The following is an 18,284-nucleotide window of genomic DNA, read 5'->3' as shown; positions in this document are numbered from 1 at the left end:
GGATAGCTCTGGTGGGCCATTAAGTTGTACGCAACTTAATTGTGTGCTCTAATTGTGCTCACAACGAACCGCACACCCGAGAGGGATGGTCTTCCATGGACGCGCTGTACACCGCTGTCGCCACCGCCACCCACGGCCGCGACGGTCGTGCCGTCTCCTCCGACGGCAGGATCGACCTCAAGCTGGCCCCGCCGGTGGAGCTGGGCGGCAACGGCGAGGGCACCAACCCCGAGCAGCTCTTCGCCGCCGGCTACGCCGCCTGCTTCGGCAGTGCCCTCGGTCTCGTCGGCCGGCAGGCCAAGGTGGACGTCAGCGACGCGGCCGTGACCGCCGAGGTCGGCATCGGCAAGCAGGGCGAGGGCTTCGGCCTGAAGGTGACGCTGCGCGTCGAGCTGCCCGAAACCGTGGACGAGGCGACCGGTCGCAAGCTGGTCGAGACCGCCCACCAGGTCTGCCCGTACTCCAACGCCACCCGCGGCAACATCGAGGTCGACCTCGTCATCGAGTAGGACCCTGGGTCGCTGGTGACCTGCACGGCCTCACGTCGGGGCCAGCAGGTCACCTCCGACGTTCTGGCCGGGGATGCGCACGGCCCCCTGCCCGGCGGCGGGCATCGACTCGCCGAGCAGCAACGTCCGTACGACGCGCTCGGCGGCACGGCCGTCGTCGAACTCGCAGAACCGCTCCCGGAAGTCCGCCCGCAGCCGCGCCGCCTCCTCGTCCCGCCAGGCCCCGGAGGCGAAGAGCCAGGCCAGTTCCCGGTAGGAACGGGAGACATGGCCCGGCGCCTCCGCGGTGATGTCGAGGTAGGCGCCCCGGCTCGCGGCGTAGGCGTCCCAGTCGTCGGCGTGGACCACGATCGGCCGGTCCAGGTTGGCGTAGTCGAACATCAGGGCCGAGTAGTCGGTGACCAGCACGTCCGAGGCGAGCATCACCTCCTCGACGTGCTGCTCGTCCGTCGCGTCGACCACGACCCCGCGCCGGGCCAGCTCGGTCAGGCCCAGGCCCCGCGCCGGACCGGTCGCCAGCGTCGGGTGCAGCCGGACCACGAGCGTGCGTCCCTCGCCGAGGTCGGCCGCGAACCGGGCCAGATCGATCCGGTCCACGTGCCCACCGCGCCGGTAGTCCCGGCGGGTCGGCGCGTACAGCACCACCGTGTGGTCCTCCGGGATCCCGTGCCGCAGCCGGAAGGCGCCGCCGTCCCGGTCGCCCGCGCCGACCAGCACGTCGTTGCGCGGACTGCCGGTGCGCGCCGAGGCGAAGTGGCAGGGATAGGCCCGCTCCCACACCAGCTCCGAGTGGCGGTTGGCGACCAGACTGTGGTCCCAGCGGTCGGCCCGGCGCAGCATCTGCGGCACGTCGAAGCCGAGCCGGGCGCCGGGCTTGCCCAGCAGGTCGGCGCCCATGTACTTCAGCGGGGTGCCCTGGTGGGTGTGGATGTGCACGCTGCCGGGCCGCTTGGCCGGCGAACCGGGCCAGTTGACGTCGTTGACGAAGAACTTCGCCCGCGCGGTGAACTCCAGACAGCGCCGGGAGTCCACGACCACGTACTCCACACCCGGCGGCAGCTGTGCCGCGGTCTCCTCGTCCCGGACCACCCACACCCCGCGCAACTGCGGGGCGATCTCCAGGGCCTTGCGGTAGACGGCGGCCGGATCGCCCAGCAGGCCTCGGTGCCAGGACGCCGAGTACACCACCAGCCGCGCGTCCAGGGACCGGCGGGCGTGCAGTCCGGACCAGCCGCGCCTGGCCCGTCCGGCGGCCGACCGGCCCATCTGCACCGCCCGCCGCCCGGCCTCCCGCCCCGCCCGCTCGGCCTGCCGCTTCAGCCGGTACACCGCGTACGAGCCCTCCAGCAGGGCGACCTCGCCGTCCACCAGGGCGCCCACGGGCCGGTGCCTGCGGAACATCTCCGCCGTACGCCGGAAGAACTCGGCCTTGTCCCCCGGCGGCAGCCGGTCCGGCTTCTCGAGGATGTCCAGGCAGTGCTCGCCCATCTTGCGGTGCAGGTACGGCCGCCGGCTCGCCAGCTCCTCGTGCCGGTCCACGAAGGCGAAGACCCGCTCGTACTGGTCGTGGATGTCGAAGTGCTTGCGGCTGGTGGTGGACAGGATGTTGCCCTGCCTGCGCTGCCGGTAGTTCAGGCAGATCCGGTCCAGGGCGGCGATCCGCCGGGCGCTGAGCATGACCGGGAAGGTCCAGGGGGTGTCCTCGTAGTACCCGGGCGGGAACTCGAAGCCGTTCTCCTCGACGAAGTCGCGACGGTAGACCTTGTTCCACACCACCATCAGCAGGTCCAGGATCTCCGGCCGGTCGTCGACCGTGAAGGTGTCCGCGCCGGCCTCCGCGAGGACGTGCGCGAGCACGTTGCGCCGGGTGCCGCCCCACCAGTAGGTGCGCGCGTAGTCGAAGACCAGCACGTCCGGGTCCGCTGCCTCCGCCAGCCGGTCGGCGACGGCGCGCAGCGCGCCCGGGGTGAGGGTGTCGTCGCTGTCCAGGAAGAACAGGTAGTCGCCGGTGGCGTGCGGCAGCCCCGCATTGCGGGCCCGGCCGAGACCGACGTTCTCCGGCAGGTGCAGCACCTTCACGCGCGGGTCGCGGTCCGCGTACTCGTCCAGGATCGCGCCGCAGCCGTCCGGTGAGCAGTCGTCCACGGCGATCAGCTCGAGGTCGCCGAAGGACTGCAGCAGCACCGAGTCGAGGCACTCGCGCAGGAAACCCTGCACCTTGAAACAGGGGACGATGACACTGAAGCGGGGCACGGCGGGGTCAGCTCCTCACGAGGGTCGCGGCGGCGGGGGCGGGGATGCGCTCCGCGAGCGGGATCACCGGCGGGATCGACTCCGGCGGCTCGCCGAGCAGCACCCGCCGTACGACGCGTTCGGCGGCCCGCCCGTCGTCGAACTGGCAGAAGCGCTCACGGAAAGCGGCCCGCAGGTCCCTGGCCTCCGGGCCCGCGTACGAGCCGTCGCGGAAGACGCGGGCCAGCTCCTCGCAGGTGCGTGCGACCGGCCCCGGCGGCTCGGCCATCAGGTCGAAGTAGACGCCCCGGGTCTCCCGGTAGACCTCCCAGTCGTCGGCGTACACGACGATCGGCCGGTCCAGGTTGGCGTAGTCGAACATGATCGAGGAGTAGTCCGTGACCAGTGCGTCCGCCGCCAGGCACACGTCCTCCGAGGAGCGGTGCGCGGTCACGTCGATGATCCGGTCCGAGCCGTGGGAGCGCCCCCGGTCGTAGAAGTAGTGGGCGCGCAGCAGCACGACCACGTCCTCGCCGGCCGCCTCGCAGAACGCCTCCAGGTCGAGTCCTGCCTCGAATCCGGTGTGGTGGTCGCGGTGGGTCGGCGCGTACAGCACGGCCGTCCTGCCCTCGGGCACGCCCATCTCGCGCCGGATGCGGGCCACGTCCTCGGCGGTCGCCGTGCAGTAGACGTCGTTGCGGGGATAGCCGTACTCCAGATGCTCGTAGGAGCCGGGGAAGGCGCGCTCCCACATCCGGGTGGAGTGGCGGTTGGAGGAGAGGTTGAAGTCCCAGCGGTCCACGCGCCCCAGCAGCCTGGTGAAACTGCCGGTCTGAGCGGCCACCACCGGGTACGTCGACTGGTCCACGCCCATCGTCTTCAGCGGGGTGCCGTGCTGGGTCTGCAGATGCACACTGCCCGGCCGCTTGACGACGCCCTCGGCGAAGTTGGCGTTGTTGACCAGGTACGTGGCGCGGGCCAGCACCTCCCAGGAGCGGCGGGAGCCGATCACCGCGTATTCGACGTCCTTCGGCATCGCATGGGCCTGGTCGGCCTCGACCAGGAACACCGAGCGGATGTGCGGGGCCAGTTCGCGGGCCTTGGCGTGGATCGCGGCCGGGTTGCAGGCGTAACCGCGGCCCCAGTAGGCGCAGTACACGGCGAGCCGGGGGTCCAGGGGCCGGCGCAGGTCGCGGGCGTAGCGCAGCCGGGTGCGGAGCATGCGCGGGCGCGGCACGGCCTCACCGGCCCTGGCAGCCGCCCGGTTGGCGCCGCGCAGCGCGCGGAACGCGGTGTACGCGCCGGTCGCCAGCAGCCGGTGCTGCAGGCCGAGGCTGCCGCCCGGAGCCCGGTGACCGGCGGGCCGGTGCCGGCGGTACAGGCGGCCGGCCCGGCGGAAGAACGCCCGGTGCCCGGAGGGCAGCCGCTCCGGCCGGGACGCCGTCTTCAGCACCTGCGTGAACAGGTGCTCGAAGAGGGCCAGGGTCCGCTCGGCGGACAGCCCGCTCTCGGCCGCCCGGGTCAGCACCAGTTCCACCTGGTCCAGCAGCGAGTGCTGGTGCGGTCCCGGCAGGTTGAGCCGGCTGCCCTGCCGGCGTAGCCGGTGCCGCACGACGACCCGGCGCAGCACCGCGACCCGCTCGGCGGCGATGGTCGTCAGGCCGCCCCAGCCCACGTCCGTGAAGTGGCCGTCCGGGAAGGCGAGTCCGCGCTCGGTGAGGAAGGTGCGGCGGTAGACGGCGCTCCACGCCGGGAGCCGCACGCCGGTCAGCTCGCAGAACGCGTCCGGGGCGAAGGCCCCCCTCGGCGCCCTCGCCAGCAGCGGGGCCGCCGGGTTGGTCGGCTCGCCCTCCCACCAGGGCGTCCGTTCGTGCTCGACGTGGAGCACGTCGACACCGGCCGTCTCGGTCAGCCGGGCGTCCAGCGCCGCCAGCGCACCCGGCAGCAGCAGGTCGTCGCCGTCGAGGAACAGCACGTACGCGCCGGTCGCCGCCCGCATCCCGGCGTTGCGCGCCCCGCTCAGACCGGTGGACGGTGGTGAGTCGACCGGTGTCACCCGGGGGTCCCGCTCGGCGTATCCGGCGGCCACGGCGGCGGCCGGGGCGTCGGGAGCGTCACAGACCGGGATCAGCTCCAGGTCGCCGAAGGACTGGCCGAGGACCGAGTCCAGCGCCTGGGACAGCCGACCAGCGACCCCGTGGGACGGGACGATGATGCTGAAGCGGGGCATTCTGCTCTTTCTGTTGTCTTGCGGACGCGGCTGGGCCGTCCGGCGGGACGCCAGGTGGACGGCCGGACCGGAGTGGGCCGCGTCGTACTGAGGGGCATGGGAACTCCCGGTAGGGACAACGGTGTTCAGCGGCCCCCTGTGACGGGGAGGGGGCCGGAAGGCTGCGGCACGGTGGCCAGCGGGGATCGCGGAAGCGCGGAGGCCGCCGACGGCACCGGGCGGCGCTCGGCCAGGGGCACGACCGACGGCAGCCCCTGCGTCTCGCCCAGCACGACATGCCGTACGACGCGTTCGGCGGCGTGCCCGTCGTCGTACGGGCAGAACCGCTCCCGGAAGGCCGCCCGCAGCTGGGTGGAGCGCGAGCCGCGCCAGCGGCCCGAGGCGAAGACGTCGGTCAGCTCGTCCTCGGTGCGGGCGACCGCGCCCGGCGGGAAGGCGCGCAGGTCGAAGTAGGTGCCCCGGGCGGCCTCGTAGGCGTCCCAGTCCTCGGTGTGCACGACGATCGGCCGGTCCAGGTCGGCGTAGTCGAACATCAGCGACGAGTAGTCGGTGAGCAGCGCGTCCGAGGCCAGGCACAGGGACTCCACGCTCGGATGCCCCGAGACGTCGATGATCCGGGCGCCCTGCCCGAGGGAGCCGCCGTGCGCGTGGTGGGCGCGGGCGAGGATCACGAAGCGCGGGCCGAGCCGGCGCAGGACGCGCTCGAGGTCGAGCAGCGGACGCTGGGTGCGGCGGTGGTCGCGGTACGTCGGCGCGTACAGGACGGCGACCGAACCCTCCGGGATGCCCAGCGACTCGCGCAGCCGGGTCACGTCCGCCGAAGTGGCCTGCTGGAAGACGTCGTTGCGCGGCAGGCCGTACTCCAGCGTGGTGTAACGGCCCGGGTGGACCCGCTCCCAGGTCAGGGTGGAGTGCCGGTTGCCGGAGAGCACGTAGTCCCACTGGTCGACGCCGCGCAGCAGCTCCTCGAAGTCGGTGCCCCGGGCGGCCGCGGGGCGCTCCTGAAGGTCGAGGCCCATGTGCTTGAGCGGGGTTCCGTGCTGGGTCTGGACGAAGACCTGACCGGGACGCTTCTTCAGCCCTCGATCGAAGTCGGCGTTGTTCACCAGGTACTTGGAGCGGGCCAGCGCCGTCCAGTAGGCGGCCGTGCCGGGACGCAGCCGGCGCGGGCCCGGCGGGATCGCCTGCTGGTGCTCGGGGTGGGCGATCCAGGCGGTGCGGACGTGCGGGGCGTGCGTACGGAACGCCGCCTCCAGAGCGCCCGGGTTGCAGCCGTGGCCGCGCCCGCCGTGGGCGGCGAACACCGCCCGGTCGGACCGCAGCGGCAGGCGCAGCTGGATCCGGTAGTGCAACTGGAGCGCGGCGGCCCTGAGCGAGCGGGTGAGTTTCACCGCGGACTTCAGCGTGCGGCGGCGGGCGGCCGAGGCCAGGCGCAGGGCGCGGAAGGTGCGGTGCAGACCGAAGCGGACCAGGGTGTGCCGCAGCCGGGAGCGCGGCGGCACCCTGGTGCCCGGCACGCGGTGGCAGCGGTAGTGGGCGCGGGCCCGGCGCAGGAACTCGGCGCGGCTGCCGCGGGGCAGCCGGTCCCGCCGGGTGAAGATCGTGACGTAGTGGTCGATCATCCGGTGGAACAGCTCCGGCCGCCAGCGCGCGAGTTCGGGTCGCTGCTCGACGAAGGCGAAGACCCGGTCGTACTGCTCGAAGACGTCGAAGTGCCTGCGGCTGGTGGTGCGCAGGATGTTGCCCTGCCGGCGTTGCCGGTAGTGCACGCACACCCGGTCCAGGGTGGCGATCGACTCCGCCGCCATCAGGGCCGGGAAGGTCCAGGGGGTGTCCTCGTAGTAGCCGGGCGGGAAGGAGAAGCCCTGCTCCGCGACGTATTCGCGCCGGTAGGCCTTGTTCCAGGCGACCATCAGCACCCGCAGCAGCCCCGGGCGGTCCGCGAGCCGGAACGGTGCCGGACCCTCCTGGGACAGCGGGGCGGCGACCTGGTTGCGGACCGCCTCGCCGTTCCAGAAGGTGCGGGCGTAGTCGAAGACCAGGACGTCCGGCTCGCCGGTCTCCTTGATCCGGTCGGCGATCGCGCGCAGGGCGTCCGGGGTGAGGGTGTCGTCGCTGTCCAGGAAGACCAGGTAGTCGCCGGTCGCCTCCGCCATGCCCGCGTTGCGGGCGCGGCCCAGGCCCTGGTTCCGCGCCAGGTGTACGGCCTTCACCCGGGCGTCGCGGGCGGCGTACTCGTCGACGATCGCACCGCAGGCGTCCGGTGAGCAGTCGTCCACGGCGATCAGTTCGAGGTCGGGATACGACTGCGAGAGCACCGAGTCCAGGCACTCCGACAGGTACGCCTGGACCTTGTACGCGGGGACAATGACACTGAACCTGGGCAAGGCACATCCATGGGTCGGTCGGCGCGGGCGTTCTGCCCGGGAACGGCCGATGGAGTGACTTGGTTACGGTTCGTACGGCATGTGGGGGACATGAAGTGAACGGCAGGGGGCGGGCTCCTTAAAGCCCGCCCCTCGAAAAACGTCCGTTTTGCCGCTACTTGACCGCGCCCGCCATCACCCCGGACACGAACTGCCGCTGGAACGCGAAGAACACCGCGAGCGGGATCACCATCGAGATGAACGCGCCGGGTGCCAGCACGTCGATGTTGTTGCCGAACTGGCGTACCTGCGTCTGCAGGGCGACCGTGATCGGCTGCGAGCCGGACTTGGTGAACACCAGCGCGACCAGCATGTCGTTCCACACCCACAGGAACTGGAAGATGCCGAGGCTCGCGATCGCCGGCCCGCCGAGCGGCATCACCACCCGGGCGAACAGGCGCAGTTCGCCCGCGCCGTCGAGGCGGGCCGCCTCCAGCAGCTCGCGCGGGATCTCCGCGAAGAAGTTCCGCAGCAGGAACACCGCGAACGGCAGACCGAAGCCGACATGGAACAGGATCACCCCGAAGATCGTCCCGAACAGCCCGAGCTTGCCGAACAGTTCGGCGATCGGGATCAGCGCGACCTGTACCGGGACCACCAGGAGGCTGACCACGCCGAGGAACCACCAGTCCCGGCCGGGGAACTCCATCCACGCGAAGGCGTAGCCCGCGAGGGAGCCGATCACCACGACGAGGATCGTCGCCGGGACGGTGATCAGCACGGTGTTCAGCAGGGAGTTGGTGATGTCGGTGTTCTCCAGCAGCTTCTGGTAGCTCTCGAAGGTCAGCTGGGACGGCTTGCTGAACACCGTCCACCAGCCGCTCGCGCTCATGTCCTCCGGCGCGCGCAGGGAGGAGATGAGCAGACCGATGGTCGGCACCAGCCAGAACAGGCCGACCAGGATGAGGAAGACGCGGACCAGTCCGCCGCCGAGCTTCTCGGTGATCCTGGAGCCGAGCGACTGCCGGGCCTTCACCGTGGTGTCGGCCTCGGCCACCTTCCCGACGCTTGACGCGGCCGTCGTCATCGCCTGACCTCCCGCCTCAGCCGACGGATGTTGAACAGCATCACCGGGATCACCAGCAGCAGCAGGAACACCGCGATCGCGCTCGCGATGCCCGGCTGGCTCTCCGCGAAGCCCTTGCGGTACAGCTCCAGGGCCAGCACGTTCGCGTCGTCCTGCGAGGAGCCCGGCGCGATGATGTAGACGAGGTCGAACACCTTGAGCACGTTGATCATCAGCGTGACCGTGACCACCGCGAGAACCGGTGCGAGCAGCGGCACGGTGACCCGGCGGAACACCTGCCACTCGTTGGCGCCGTCCACGCGCGCGGCCTCCAGCAGCTCCCGGGGCACGCCCGCGAGCCCGGCCGCGATGAGCACCATCGCGAAGCCCGCCCACATCCACACGTACGAGCCGATGATGGCCGGGGTCACCAGCGCCGGACCGAGCCAGTCGACGCCGTTGTACGGCTCCTTGAAGTTGCTCGCGGGAAGCCTCAGCAGAGCTCCGTCGGCCTTCGCGGGCAGCGTGAAGGTACCGTCGCCGGCGGCCTTCGTGGAGGCCACCACCGAGCCGTCCTTCACCGCCTCGATCCGCATCCCGGCGTAGCCCAGCTCGGCCGGGTCGGGCACGCCGAGCCTGCCGACGCCCTTGCCGCGGGTGAAGTCCTGCCAGGTCGTGCCGGTGATCCTGCCCGGCTCGGGCTTGGCCGCCGCGGCCTTCTTCGCACTGTCCGGCATCTGGTCGGGAGCCACGCCGACGAGCGGCAGGGAGACGACCTGGCCGGTGTGCACGGGGGCCGACGTGATGAATCCGCCCGACTCGGCCTTGAGCGGCGACTCACGGCCCGGGTGTGCCTTCGGGAACGCCGACGACTGGGCGAAGGTGTCGTGGACGCCCACCCACACCGCGTTGGCGACGCCCTTGTCCGGGTCCTGGTCGTACACCAGCCGGAAGATGATCCCGGCCGCAAGCATCGAGATCGCCATCGGCATGAAGACGACCAGCTTGAACGCCGTGCCCCAGCGCACCCGTTCGGTGAGCACCGCGAAGATCAGGCCGAGCGCGGTGGACACCGTGGGCGCGAACACCACCCAGATGACGTTGTTCTTCAGCGCCGTACGGATGCCGTCGTCGGTGAACAGCGCCTTGTAGTTGTCGACCCCGGCGAAGCCGTCGCCCGAGGCGTTGTAGAAGCTGCGGACGATCGAGTACCCGATCGGGTAGACCACGAGCGCGCCCAGCAGCACCAGGGCGGGCAGCAGGAAGAGGACTGCCACCGTCCTGCGGGTGCCGGTCACGCTCTTGCGGCTCTTCGGAGCGGCCGGGCCCGGTGGGGCCCCGGCCGCCGCTGCCGACGCCATGGCCGGATCAGCCTCCGTTCCCGTACGCGGCCGCCGCGTCCTTCTCCAGCTTCGCCTGGGTGCCCGCGACGTCCTTCGGGTTCTTCAGGAAGTCCTGCAGGTCCTTCCACTCGCCCTTGCCGGGCGTGCCGCCGAAGGCCTGCGGGGCCTGGTCGGACATGTCGAAGCGGAAGTCGTCGCCGGAGGCGATCAGGGCCTTGGCGATCGTCTGCTGCACCGCGTTGGGGTACGACGAGTTCGGCACGTTCTTGTTCGGGGACAGGTAGCCGCCGAGCTTGGCCTGGATCGTCGCCGCGTCCGGGGAGGCCAGGAAGGTCGCCAGTGCCTGGGCGCCCTTGGAGTCCTTCAGGATCACGGCCGCGTCACCGCCGGAGACCACCGGCGCCGACGAGCCCACCGCCGGGAAGGGGAACACCTTCGCGTCCGTGCCCACCTTCGCCTTGGTGTCACCGATGTTGACCTGCGCGAAGTCTCCCTCGTAGACCATCGCGGCCTTCGGCTGGTCACCGCCGGTGAAGGTCTGGGTGACAGAGGCCGGGAACTCGGTCTGCAGGGCGCCGTCCGCGCCGCCCGCCACGTAGTCCTTCTTGCCCCAGACCTGGGCGAGCGTGGTCAGGGCCTGCTTCACCGACGGATCGGTCCACTTGATCTTGTGCTGGGCGAGCTGGTCGTACTTGTCCGGGCCCGCCTGGGACAGATAGACGTTCTCGAACCAGTCCGTCAGCGTCCAGCCGTCGGCACCGCCGACCGAGAACGGCGTGACACCGGAGTCGTACACCGCCTGCGCGGCGGTCAGCAGGTCCTGCCAGGTCTTCGGCTCCTTGGCGCCCGCATTCTCGAAGGCCTTGGCGTTGTACCAGATCAGCGACTTGTTGGCGGCCTTGTAGTAGACGCCGTACTGCTTGCCGTCGACCTTGCCGATGTCCTGCCAGCCCTGCGAGTAGTTCTTCTGCAGCTCCTTGAGCGCGTCCGCGCCAAGAGGCTTGGCCCACTTCTTGTCCACGGCCTGCTTGATCGCGCCCGGCTGGGGGAGCAGCGCCACGTCCGGCGGCTGACCGCCCGCGATCTTCGAGCCGAGGAAGTTGATGATCGGGTCCTGGGCGGGCACGAACGTCACCTTCGCGCCCGTGCGCTTCTCGAACTCGGCGAGGACCTTCTTGAAGTTCGCCTGTTCGGTGCCGGTCCAGACGGCGGCGACCTCCAGGTTCACGCCGTTCAGCTTCGGCAGGGCGACGGTGGAGCCGCTCTCGGTGGCCCCGCCGCTCGTGTCGCCGCTGCCCTTCTTGTCGTCGCTGCCGGAGCAGGCGGTGAGCGCGAGCGCTCCCGCGAGCAGCGCGGCGAGTGTGGTGACGGCCCTGTGTGTCCGGATGGTGTTGCTACGCATCACTTCCCCGTTCGTCGTTCTCCGTTGAACGTCAGAACACTGTCCCGTGCGCTCCGGTCTACGCCGGGGCGTACGGGAGCGGCAAGAGCGCCTGCGCCGTCCAGCGGTTCATCGTGACCGGCTCGTGATCAGGGAGGTATGCGTGCCCATGTCGAGGCTCTAGAGGAGCGAGGGCACCTCCGCCGCGGCGACCTCCCGGGCCGCGCGCTCCACCGCGCTCGCCAGCAGGGCCAGGTCGGTGGGGCCGTTGCCCAGTTCGCGCACGGGCCGGCGGGCCGGCGGATCGCCCATGCGCTGCCACTCCAGCGGCACGACCGTGGGCCGCTGGGTCGCCGTGCGCGGGATGCGTCCCGTCACCCGGCCGCCCTGGAATCCGACGGCCGCCCGCCCGTCCGCGTAGGTGAGCCTGCCCCGCCCCGGCGCCGGTTCGTCCGGCCCCGCCGACGGCGCGTCCAGGGCTATGCGCAGGGTGGCCTGCCGGGCCGGTTCCGTCTCCGCGGTACGGCCGCCCGTCCCGGCGGCGGCCACCAGGTGCACGCCGAGCCGCTCGCCCTCCCTGGCCACCGCCTCCAGGGCCCGCAGCACCGACCCCGCGGCCGGGCGGCCCGGGGAGCCGAGCGCGGGGGAGACCAGTGCGTCCAGATCGTCGACGACCACGACGAGCCGGGGCAGCGGCGGTGCCGCCTCGGTGCGCTGCCGTGCGGCGGCGCCGGGCCGCAGCCGCAGCGTCGAGCTGGGCGGCGTCTCTATGTCCCCGGCCCCGGTGGCGGCCGGCCGCCCGTTCGCGGTGCGCTGCGCGACGATACGGCCCGACACCTCATGCCCCGCGTGCCACTGGGCGAAGTCCGTGCGGCCCAGCAACTCCGCGCGCCGCTTCAGCTCGGCGCTCAACGACTGCGCGAACTCCCGCATGCGCACCGGGTCGTTGGCCATGAGGTGGGTCGTCACGTGGGGTATGTCCGTACAGACGCGCAGCCCCTCGCCGCGCCCCGCGCCCGTGCCGACGCCGTCCCGGCCGTCGATCAGCACCATGCCCAGCCGGTCGGGCCGCTCGGCGGCGGCCAGCGAGGCGACCACGGCCCGCAGCAGCTCGGTGCGGCCACTGCCGGCCGGCCCCTCGATCAGCAGATGCGGCCCGTCGGCCACCAGGTCGGCGGTGAGCGGGCCGCGCGTCCCGGCGCCCAGCACCGCCCGGGCCCGCCCGCCCAGCGACTCCGTGTCGTCGGCCGCGTCCGCCCAGCGTGCCATCAACGAGGCGGGGGTGGCCCGGGCCAGCCCCAGCTCGTCCAGCAGCCGCGCCGACTGCGGCAGCGGTACGGCCACGCGCGTGTGCCGCTCGCCGACCGGGCCGTCCGGCCGCAGCGGCGCGAGGGCCCGCGCGAACCGCTCCGCCCAGGCGGCGGAGACGGCGTCGACGGTGGCCGGGGCGCCCGGGCCGGCGGGCCCGCCGGGCGCGACCCGCATCAGCTGCAGCGCGCCGGCGACATCGCCACTGAGCAGGGCCACAGCCCCGCAGTGCCGGAAGGTGGGCGTGACGGCGCAGGCCGCCTCGTACGTCCGCGCCACGGGCGAGGCGGGAGTGGCGGCCGGGGTCTCGGCGAGGCAGACGACATGGATCCCGACCCGGGGCCCGGCCACGGCGAGCCGCGCCAGGCCCTCCTGCAGGGACGCCCCGCCGGGGTCCCCGTCCACGACGACGACGGTGTACGGCCCCGGGAAGCCGCCGCCCGCGTCGGGGTCGGTGTCCTCCCTGACCCAGGAGGGGCGGCGGGCCGGTGCGTTCCGGTGCGCGGAGGAGGGGGCGTCGGGACGCGTTCCGGGATCGGGCGTCTCGTCGGGCGCCGTACCGGGCGCCGGGTCCGCTCCGGCGCGGCCGCCCGCCGGGGCAGTCCGGTGAGCCGTGCCGTGGCCCGTCGACGCGTACTCCTCCACCCGGCGCAGGAGTTCCTCCGTGCGGGCCGCCGCCTGTTCCCGGTCGTGGGCCAGCAGCAGCCGGCAGTCCTGGCCGTGGCCCGGCCGGACGTGCGGGAGCCAGCCCAGCCAGGACCACTCGGCGGTGCGCTCCTCGACCGGGCGGGACCGGTCGGCGCTGATCAGCACGATCTCGAGCAGGTCGGGGGAGTGCAGCGCGGCCAGCTGTGCCAGCACCGCTCGGGCCAGCCCGGACAGCCGGGGTCGCGGACCGGCCAGGCCCAGCGCGCCCGCCTCCCGCAGCGCGGCGGTCACCGGCACGGCGGGCAGCACGCCCGAGCCGTCCGGTGTGCTCCGGTCGGCCGTGCCGAGCCGCACGGTCAGGGCCTCCGGATGACCCGGCTCCCGCTCCCACAGCCGGGGCCCGGGACCGAGCGCCGTCAGCAGCAGCGCGGCCGGGTCCGGCCAGGTCTCCGGCAGCTGCCGGACGTCGACGGCCCGGGTGCCGTGCGCGCCGGACTCCGTCGCGCCGTACGCCTCGCGCTCGGCCGCCGGCTGCTCCGCGCGCCCGCCGGCCAGCCGCCGCGCCCATGCGCCGAGTCCGCTCCTGCGGCGGCCGGTCTGAGGCACGTCGGTGCCCCGCAGGGGAGTGTCCTTGCGACCGCCGCCCGCCGCGTCCGGGCCGTAAGCGGCGGCGTCCGGCGCAGGGCCCTGGGCGGCCGTACCGGCGTACGCGCCCGCGGGCAGGCCGCCCGGGCCGGTGACGCCGTAGTGCCCCGCGTGCGTGTCGCCGTCGGGGGAAGCCGGACCGGGCAGGCCGGGGGCCGGGATGTCGCCGCCGGGCGCGCCCGCGGCGAACCCGCCGAACCCGCCCGCGTCCCGACTCTCGATCCCCGGCGCCTCGGCCTGACCGGGCACCGAGGGCTGTTCCCGGCGCCGGTGCTCCTGGGCCCCCGCGCCGCCGCCCGAGGCGCCCCAGCCCGCCGCGCCGTACGTGTGATGCGTCGACCCCGAGGGGCTGTCGGCACCCGCCACGCGCGCGTGGCCGGCGGCGCCGGAGTCCGCATCCGCCGCGACGGGTTCGGCGCCCGGCACCGGGCCGTCCGCGAAGCCGTCCGCCGTCTCCGGAGTGCCGGTGTCCCCGGCCCCGGGTGCGACCCGCACGCAGCCCTCTCCGTCCGGCACCGTCCGGACCCTGGCCCCGGGACCCCCGGACGGGGTGACCCGCAGGGCGGACTCGCCGATCCTCAGCAGCGCCCCCGCCGGGAACCGCACCGGGCGCTCGCCCAACCGCGTGCCGTCCAGGGCCGTGCCGTTCGTGGAGCCGAGGTCGGCAACCGACACGCGGCCCTCGGCGGCGACCGTGACCGCGCAGTGCAGACGGGAGACGTCCGGGTCGTCCAGCGGGACGTCGGCGTCGGCGGAGCGGCCGACGGTGATCCGGCCGCCGTGCAGCAGATGGACCCCGCCCGCGTCCGGACCCGCGACCACGTGCAGCTGGGTCGGCGCGTCGTCCAGCTCGGGATGCGGCTCGGGGGCCGCAGGCGTGCCCAGGGACAGCACGGCGCCGTCGACCAGGGGAGGCTCACCGAGGGTGCTGCGGCGGAGGTCCAGCCGCTCCGCGCCCGTGTACAGCACCACCGGGGCGCCGCCGGCGTCCCGGCCGGTGCCGCCCTCCCCGGTGACCGCCGCGGCCAGCGCCGACGCCACCGCGGCCAGGTCCGTACCCGCGGGCGCCGTCACCAGCACGTCGCGGCTCGCGGCGCGGCCCCGCTGCGTGGACGGGCCCAGCGGGTCTACGACGGTCAGCCGGATCTGCATCGCCGTCAGCGGTCCCTTCTGCCCGGGCGCGGACATCCCCCACCCCCGCACGAGCACGTCGGCCAGTACTGCACGCATCCTCGCACCTGCCACTGACAACACGCCCGCGCCCCGGGGTCAAGTGATCTTGATTGGTCAGCTCTGCCCCCAAAAGTGCCTGACCAGTAGCGCACCGACGATCAGTTGAGATCGGTCACGTCCGTCCCTGGGCAACCGGAAGACCGGAGCGAGCGTCTTTCCTTCGAACATCGACGGGAACGCTTACGTAGTGCCCTCGGGGGCGGCACTACAGTGGGTCGGAACACCGGAACACAGGCGAGCAGCTGCCCCAGCAAGCAGCCAAGCAAGCAGCAGGGAGCGCGTGACGTGCGGCCAGTCGGCAGCAAGTACCTGCTCGAGGAGCCGCTCGGACGCGGCGCCACGGGCACCGTCTGGCGTGCCCGCCAGCGCGAGACCGCGGGGGCCGAGGCGGCCGTGCCCGGCCAGCCCGGTGAGACGGTCGCGATCAAGGTCCTGAAGGAGGAGCTGGCGAGCGACCCGGACATCGTGATGCGGTTCCTGCGGGAACGCTCCGTCCTGCTCCGGCTCACCCACCCCAACATCGTCCGGGTCCGCGACCTGGTCGTCGAGGGCGATCTGCTGGCCCTGGTCATGGACCTCGTCGACGGTCCCGACCTGCACCGCTACCTGCGCGAGAACGGCCCCTTCACGCCGGTCGCCGCGGCCCTGATGACGGCGCAGATCGCCGACGCCCTCGCCGCTAGCCACGCCGACGGTGTCGTCCACCGCGACCTGAAGCCCGCGAACGTGCTGCTCCGGCAGCACGACGGCCAGATGCACCCGATGCTGACCGACTTCGGCATCGCCCGCCTCGCCGACTCCCCGGGCCTGACCCGTACCCACGAGTTCGTCGGCACGCCCGCGTACGTCGCGCCGGAGTCCGCCGAGGGCCGCCCGCAGACCTCCGCCGTCGACGTCTACGGGGCGGGCATCCTGCTGTACGAGCTGGTCACCGGCCGTCCGCCGTTCTCCGGCGGCAGCGCGCTCGAGGTCCTGCACCAGCACCTGAGCGCCGAGCCGCGCCGGCCCTCCACCGTCCCGGACCCGCTGTGGACGGTGATAGAGCGCTGCCTGCGCAAGAACCCCGGGGAACGGCCCAGCGCCGAGAACCTCGCGCGCGGGCTCCGGGTCGTGGCCGAGGGCGTGGGCGTGCACGCGAACGCCGCCCAGATCGCCGCCGCCGAGGGCGTCGGCGCCCTGCTGGCCCCCGACCCGGCCCCGGCCGCCGTCCCGGGCGTACCCGGTGCCGCCGACCCCACGCAGGTGCTGCCGACCAACGCGCCGCAGGGTGCGTACGGCCAGCACGATCCGAACGCGGCGACCAGCTTCCTGCCGCACACCGGTGGCCCCGTCGGCGCCGCCGACCCCACCGCGGTCCTGCCCACCACCGGTGCGGCCGACCCGACCGCCGTCATGCCGCCGATGCCCCAGGGGCAGCCCGGCGGACAGCCCGACCAGCCGCACCCCTGGCAGACCCAGCTGCGCGCCGCCCGGGACCGCAACGAGCAGACGCAGATCCAGTACATCGACCCCGACGAGGACCCGCTGCGCCGCCGCCCCCAGCGGCAGGTCGCCCGGCCGCAGCAGCCGCAGCGCCAGGCCCCGCAGGCGCGCCCGCAGCAGCCGCAGCCGCGCGGGCGGCAGCGCCCGCCCGCCGGGTACGGCTACCCGCAGCAGCAGCAGTACGCCCCGCCGCAGCAGCCGCAGCGGTACGCGCCCCCCGCCCCGGAGCCGCAGCGACCCGCGCGCGAGCCTCGGCCGGCGCGGCAGCGCAGTGCCAACCCGATGAAGATCCCCGGCCTCGGCTGCCTGAAGGGCTGCCTGTTCACGATCATCATCCTGGTCGTCGCGAGCTGGCTGGTCTGGGACCTGACCCCGCTGCACACCTGGGTCGGCCAGGGCAAGGGCTACTGGGACCAGCTGAGCGACTGGGCCGGGAAGGTCGGCCACTGGGTCAAGAAGCTGGACAGCTCCTCCGGCAGCGGCAACTGATCGCTGGTTTGGGGATTTGTCGACACCTGCCGGGTGATTTCCGTCTCCGCGGTGAAGGTTGGCTCTTCCGGCGCGTAGTTTTAGCGACAACACGCGTCGGTAGGAGCAGCCTTGGCACGGAAGATCGGCAGCCGGTACACCGCCCACCAGATCCTGGGGCGGGGCAGCGCCGGCACGGTGTGGCTGGGTGAGGGACCCGAGGGTCCCGTCGCCATCAAGCTGCTGCGCGAGGACCTCGCGTCCGACCAGGAACTCGTCGGGCGCTTCGTCCAGGAGCGCACCGCGCTGCTCGGCCTGGAGCACCCGCACGTCGTCTCGGTGCGCGATCTCGTGGTCGACGGAAACGACCTGGCCCTGGTCATGGACCTGGTGCGCGGCACCGATCTGCGCACCCGGCTCGAGCGTGAGCGGCGGCTGGCGCCCGAGGCGGCGGTGGCGATCGTCGCCGACGTCGCCGACGGCCTCGCGGCGGCCCATGCCGCCGGCGTGGTGCACCGGGACGTGAAGCCCGAGAACGTCCTGCTGGACATGCAGGGCCCGCTCGGCCCGGGCGGGGCCCACCCGGCGCTGCTCACCGACTTCGGCGTCGCCAAGCTGATCGACTCGCCGAAGCGGACGCGGGCCACGAAGATCATCGGCACGCCCGACTACCTCGCCCCGGAGATCGTCGAGGGCCTGCCGCCCCGCGCCGCCGTCGACATCTACGCCCTCGCGACGGTCCTGTACGAGCTGCTCGCGGGCTTCACGCCCTTCGGCGGCGGCCACCCCGGCGCGGTGCTGCGCCGGCACGTCACCGAGACCGTCGCACCGCTGCCCGGCATCCCCGACGAGCTGTGGCAGCTGATCGTGCAGTGCCTGGCGAAGGCACCCGCCTCCCGGCTGCGCGCCTCCGAGCTGGCGGCGCGGCTGCGCGAGCAGCTGCCCACGCTGGTGGGCATGCCGCCGCTGGACGTGGACGAGCCGGACGCCGAGTCCCCCGAGGAGGGCCCGGAGGAGGCGCCCGCGCCGGCCGCCTCGGGGGAGCCCGTACGGCGCCGTGGCGCGGTCTCCCTGGTGCCGGGGGCCAAGCCGGACTCCAACCGGGACACGCACACCTCCATGAGGGTGCCGGGCCCCGACGAGCTGGCCGGGGGAGCGCGGGGTACGGCGCGTGTCCCCCGGGCGTCCGGTGCGCCCCGCCCCGGCTCGGCCCGGCACCGCGCAGCGGCCCGGCGCCGCCGGATCACGCTGGGAGTGGCGGGAGTGGTCCTGGCCGCGGCCGTCGGCGTCGGCGCGTGGGCGGCGACCTCGGGAGATGACGACGAGACGCCCCGGGAGACCCACAGCACGTCGACGCCGTGACGTCCGGGCGC

The 18,284-nt window shown here is 73.4% G+C and carries 10 protein-coding genes; 3 read left to right on the top strand and 7 right to left on the bottom strand.

Annotated elements, in window-relative coordinates; genetic code table 11:
* Positions 1-95 precede the first annotated feature (95 nt).
* Complete coding sequence (locus AC07CM_RS09295; protein ID WP_478875710.1) at positions 96-509, top strand: organic hydroperoxide resistance protein; 414 nt, start codon at positions 96-98, stop codon at positions 507-509.
* A gap of 30 nt (positions 510-539) precedes the next feature.
* Here the strand turns inward: AC07CM_RS09295 and AC07CM_RS09290 are convergent, their stop codons facing one another.
* The 7 genes from AC07CM_RS09290 to AC07CM_RS09260 all read right to left on the bottom strand — a co-directional run bounded on the left by AC07CM_RS09290 (position 540) and on the right by AC07CM_RS09260 (position 14,880).
* On the bottom strand, positions 540-2,762 hold the full coding sequence (locus AC07CM_RS09290; RefSeq protein ID WP_478875709.1) for a bifunctional glycosyltransferase/CDP-glycerol:glycerophosphate glycerophosphotransferase: 2,223 nt from the start codon (positions 2,760-2,762) through the stop codon (positions 540-542).
* A gap of 7 nt (positions 2,763-2,769) precedes the next feature.
* Positions 2,770-4,971 carry a bifunctional glycosyltransferase/CDP-glycerol:glycerophosphate glycerophosphotransferase gene (locus AC07CM_RS09285; protein ID WP_478875708.1) on the bottom strand — a complete coding sequence of 734 codons (2,202 nt, stop codon included), beginning with the start codon at positions 4,969-4,971 and terminating at the stop codon, positions 2,770-2,772.
* A gap of 125 nt (positions 4,972-5,096) precedes the next feature.
* Positions 5,097-7,358, bottom strand: coding sequence for a bifunctional glycosyltransferase/CDP-glycerol:glycerophosphate glycerophosphotransferase (locus tag AC07CM_RS09280; RefSeq protein WP_478875707.1), 2,262 nt, complete (start codon positions 7,356-7,358; stop codon positions 5,097-5,099).
* 154 nt (positions 7,359-7,512) lie between these two features.
* Positions 7,513-8,424, bottom strand: coding sequence for a carbohydrate ABC transporter permease (locus AC07CM_RS09275; protein WP_478875706.1), 912 nt, complete (start codon positions 8,422-8,424; stop codon positions 7,513-7,515).
* Positions 8,421-9,764 carry a carbohydrate ABC transporter permease gene (locus AC07CM_RS09270; RefSeq protein WP_478875705.1) on the bottom strand — a complete coding sequence of 448 codons (1,344 nt, stop codon included), beginning with the start codon at positions 9,762-9,764 and terminating at the stop codon, positions 8,421-8,423. The genes AC07CM_RS09275 and AC07CM_RS09270 overlap by 4 nt, the downstream gene beginning before the upstream one ends.
* A gap of 7 nt (positions 9,765-9,771) precedes the next feature.
* On the bottom strand, positions 9,772-11,148 hold the full coding sequence (locus tag AC07CM_RS09265; protein ID WP_478875704.1) for an ABC transporter substrate-binding protein: 1,377 nt from the start codon (positions 11,146-11,148) through the stop codon (positions 9,772-9,774).
* 159 nt (positions 11,149-11,307) lie between these two features.
* Entirely contained in the window at positions 11,308-14,880 is a 3,573-nt protein-coding gene (locus tag AC07CM_RS09260; RefSeq protein ID WP_478875755.1) for an FtsK/SpoIIIE domain-containing protein, read from the bottom strand.
* Between the two features lie 366 nt (positions 14,881-15,246).
* Here AC07CM_RS09260 and AC07CM_RS09255 point away from each other — a divergent pair, with 366 nt between their 5' ends.
* On the top strand, positions 15,247-16,932 hold the full coding sequence (locus AC07CM_RS09255; RefSeq protein ID WP_478875703.1) for a serine/threonine-protein kinase: 1,686 nt from the start codon (positions 15,247-15,249) through the stop codon (positions 16,930-16,932).
* Between the two features lie 111 nt (positions 16,933-17,043).
* Complete coding sequence (locus AC07CM_RS09250) at positions 17,044-18,273, top strand: serine/threonine-protein kinase (RefSeq protein WP_478875702.1); 1,230 nt, start codon at positions 17,044-17,046, stop codon at positions 18,271-18,273.
* The last annotated feature ends 11 nt before the right edge of the window (positions 18,274-18,284 follow it).

This window comes from Streptomyces sp. NPDC044061, assembly GCF_056434305.1.
The sequence above is the reverse complement of the archived record's forward strand: the minus strand, read 5'-3'. Positions and strand labels throughout refer to the sequence as shown.

Coding starts and splice junctions, on each gene's coding strand:
- AC07CM_RS09295 (WP_478875710.1), top strand. CDS start 96: ATGGACGCGCTGTACACCGCTGTCGCCACCGCCACCCACGGCCGCGAC.
- AC07CM_RS09285 (WP_478875708.1), bottom strand. CDS start 4,971: ATGCCCCGCTTCAGCATCATCGTCCCGTCCCACGGGGTCGCTGGTCGG.
- AC07CM_RS09260 (WP_478875755.1), bottom strand. CDS start 14,880: ATGCAGATCCGGCTGACCGTCGTAGACCCGCTGGGCCCGTCCACGCAG.
- AC07CM_RS09270 (WP_478875705.1), bottom strand. CDS start 9,764: ATGGCGTCGGCAGCGGCGGCCGGGGCCCCACCGGGCCCGGCCGCTCCG.
- AC07CM_RS09275 (WP_478875706.1), bottom strand. CDS start 8,424: ATGACGACGGCCGCGTCAAGCGTCGGGAAGGTGGCCGAGGCCGACACC.
- AC07CM_RS09265 (WP_478875704.1), bottom strand. CDS start 11,148: ATGCGTAGCAACACCATCCGGACACACAGGGCCGTCACCACACTCGCC.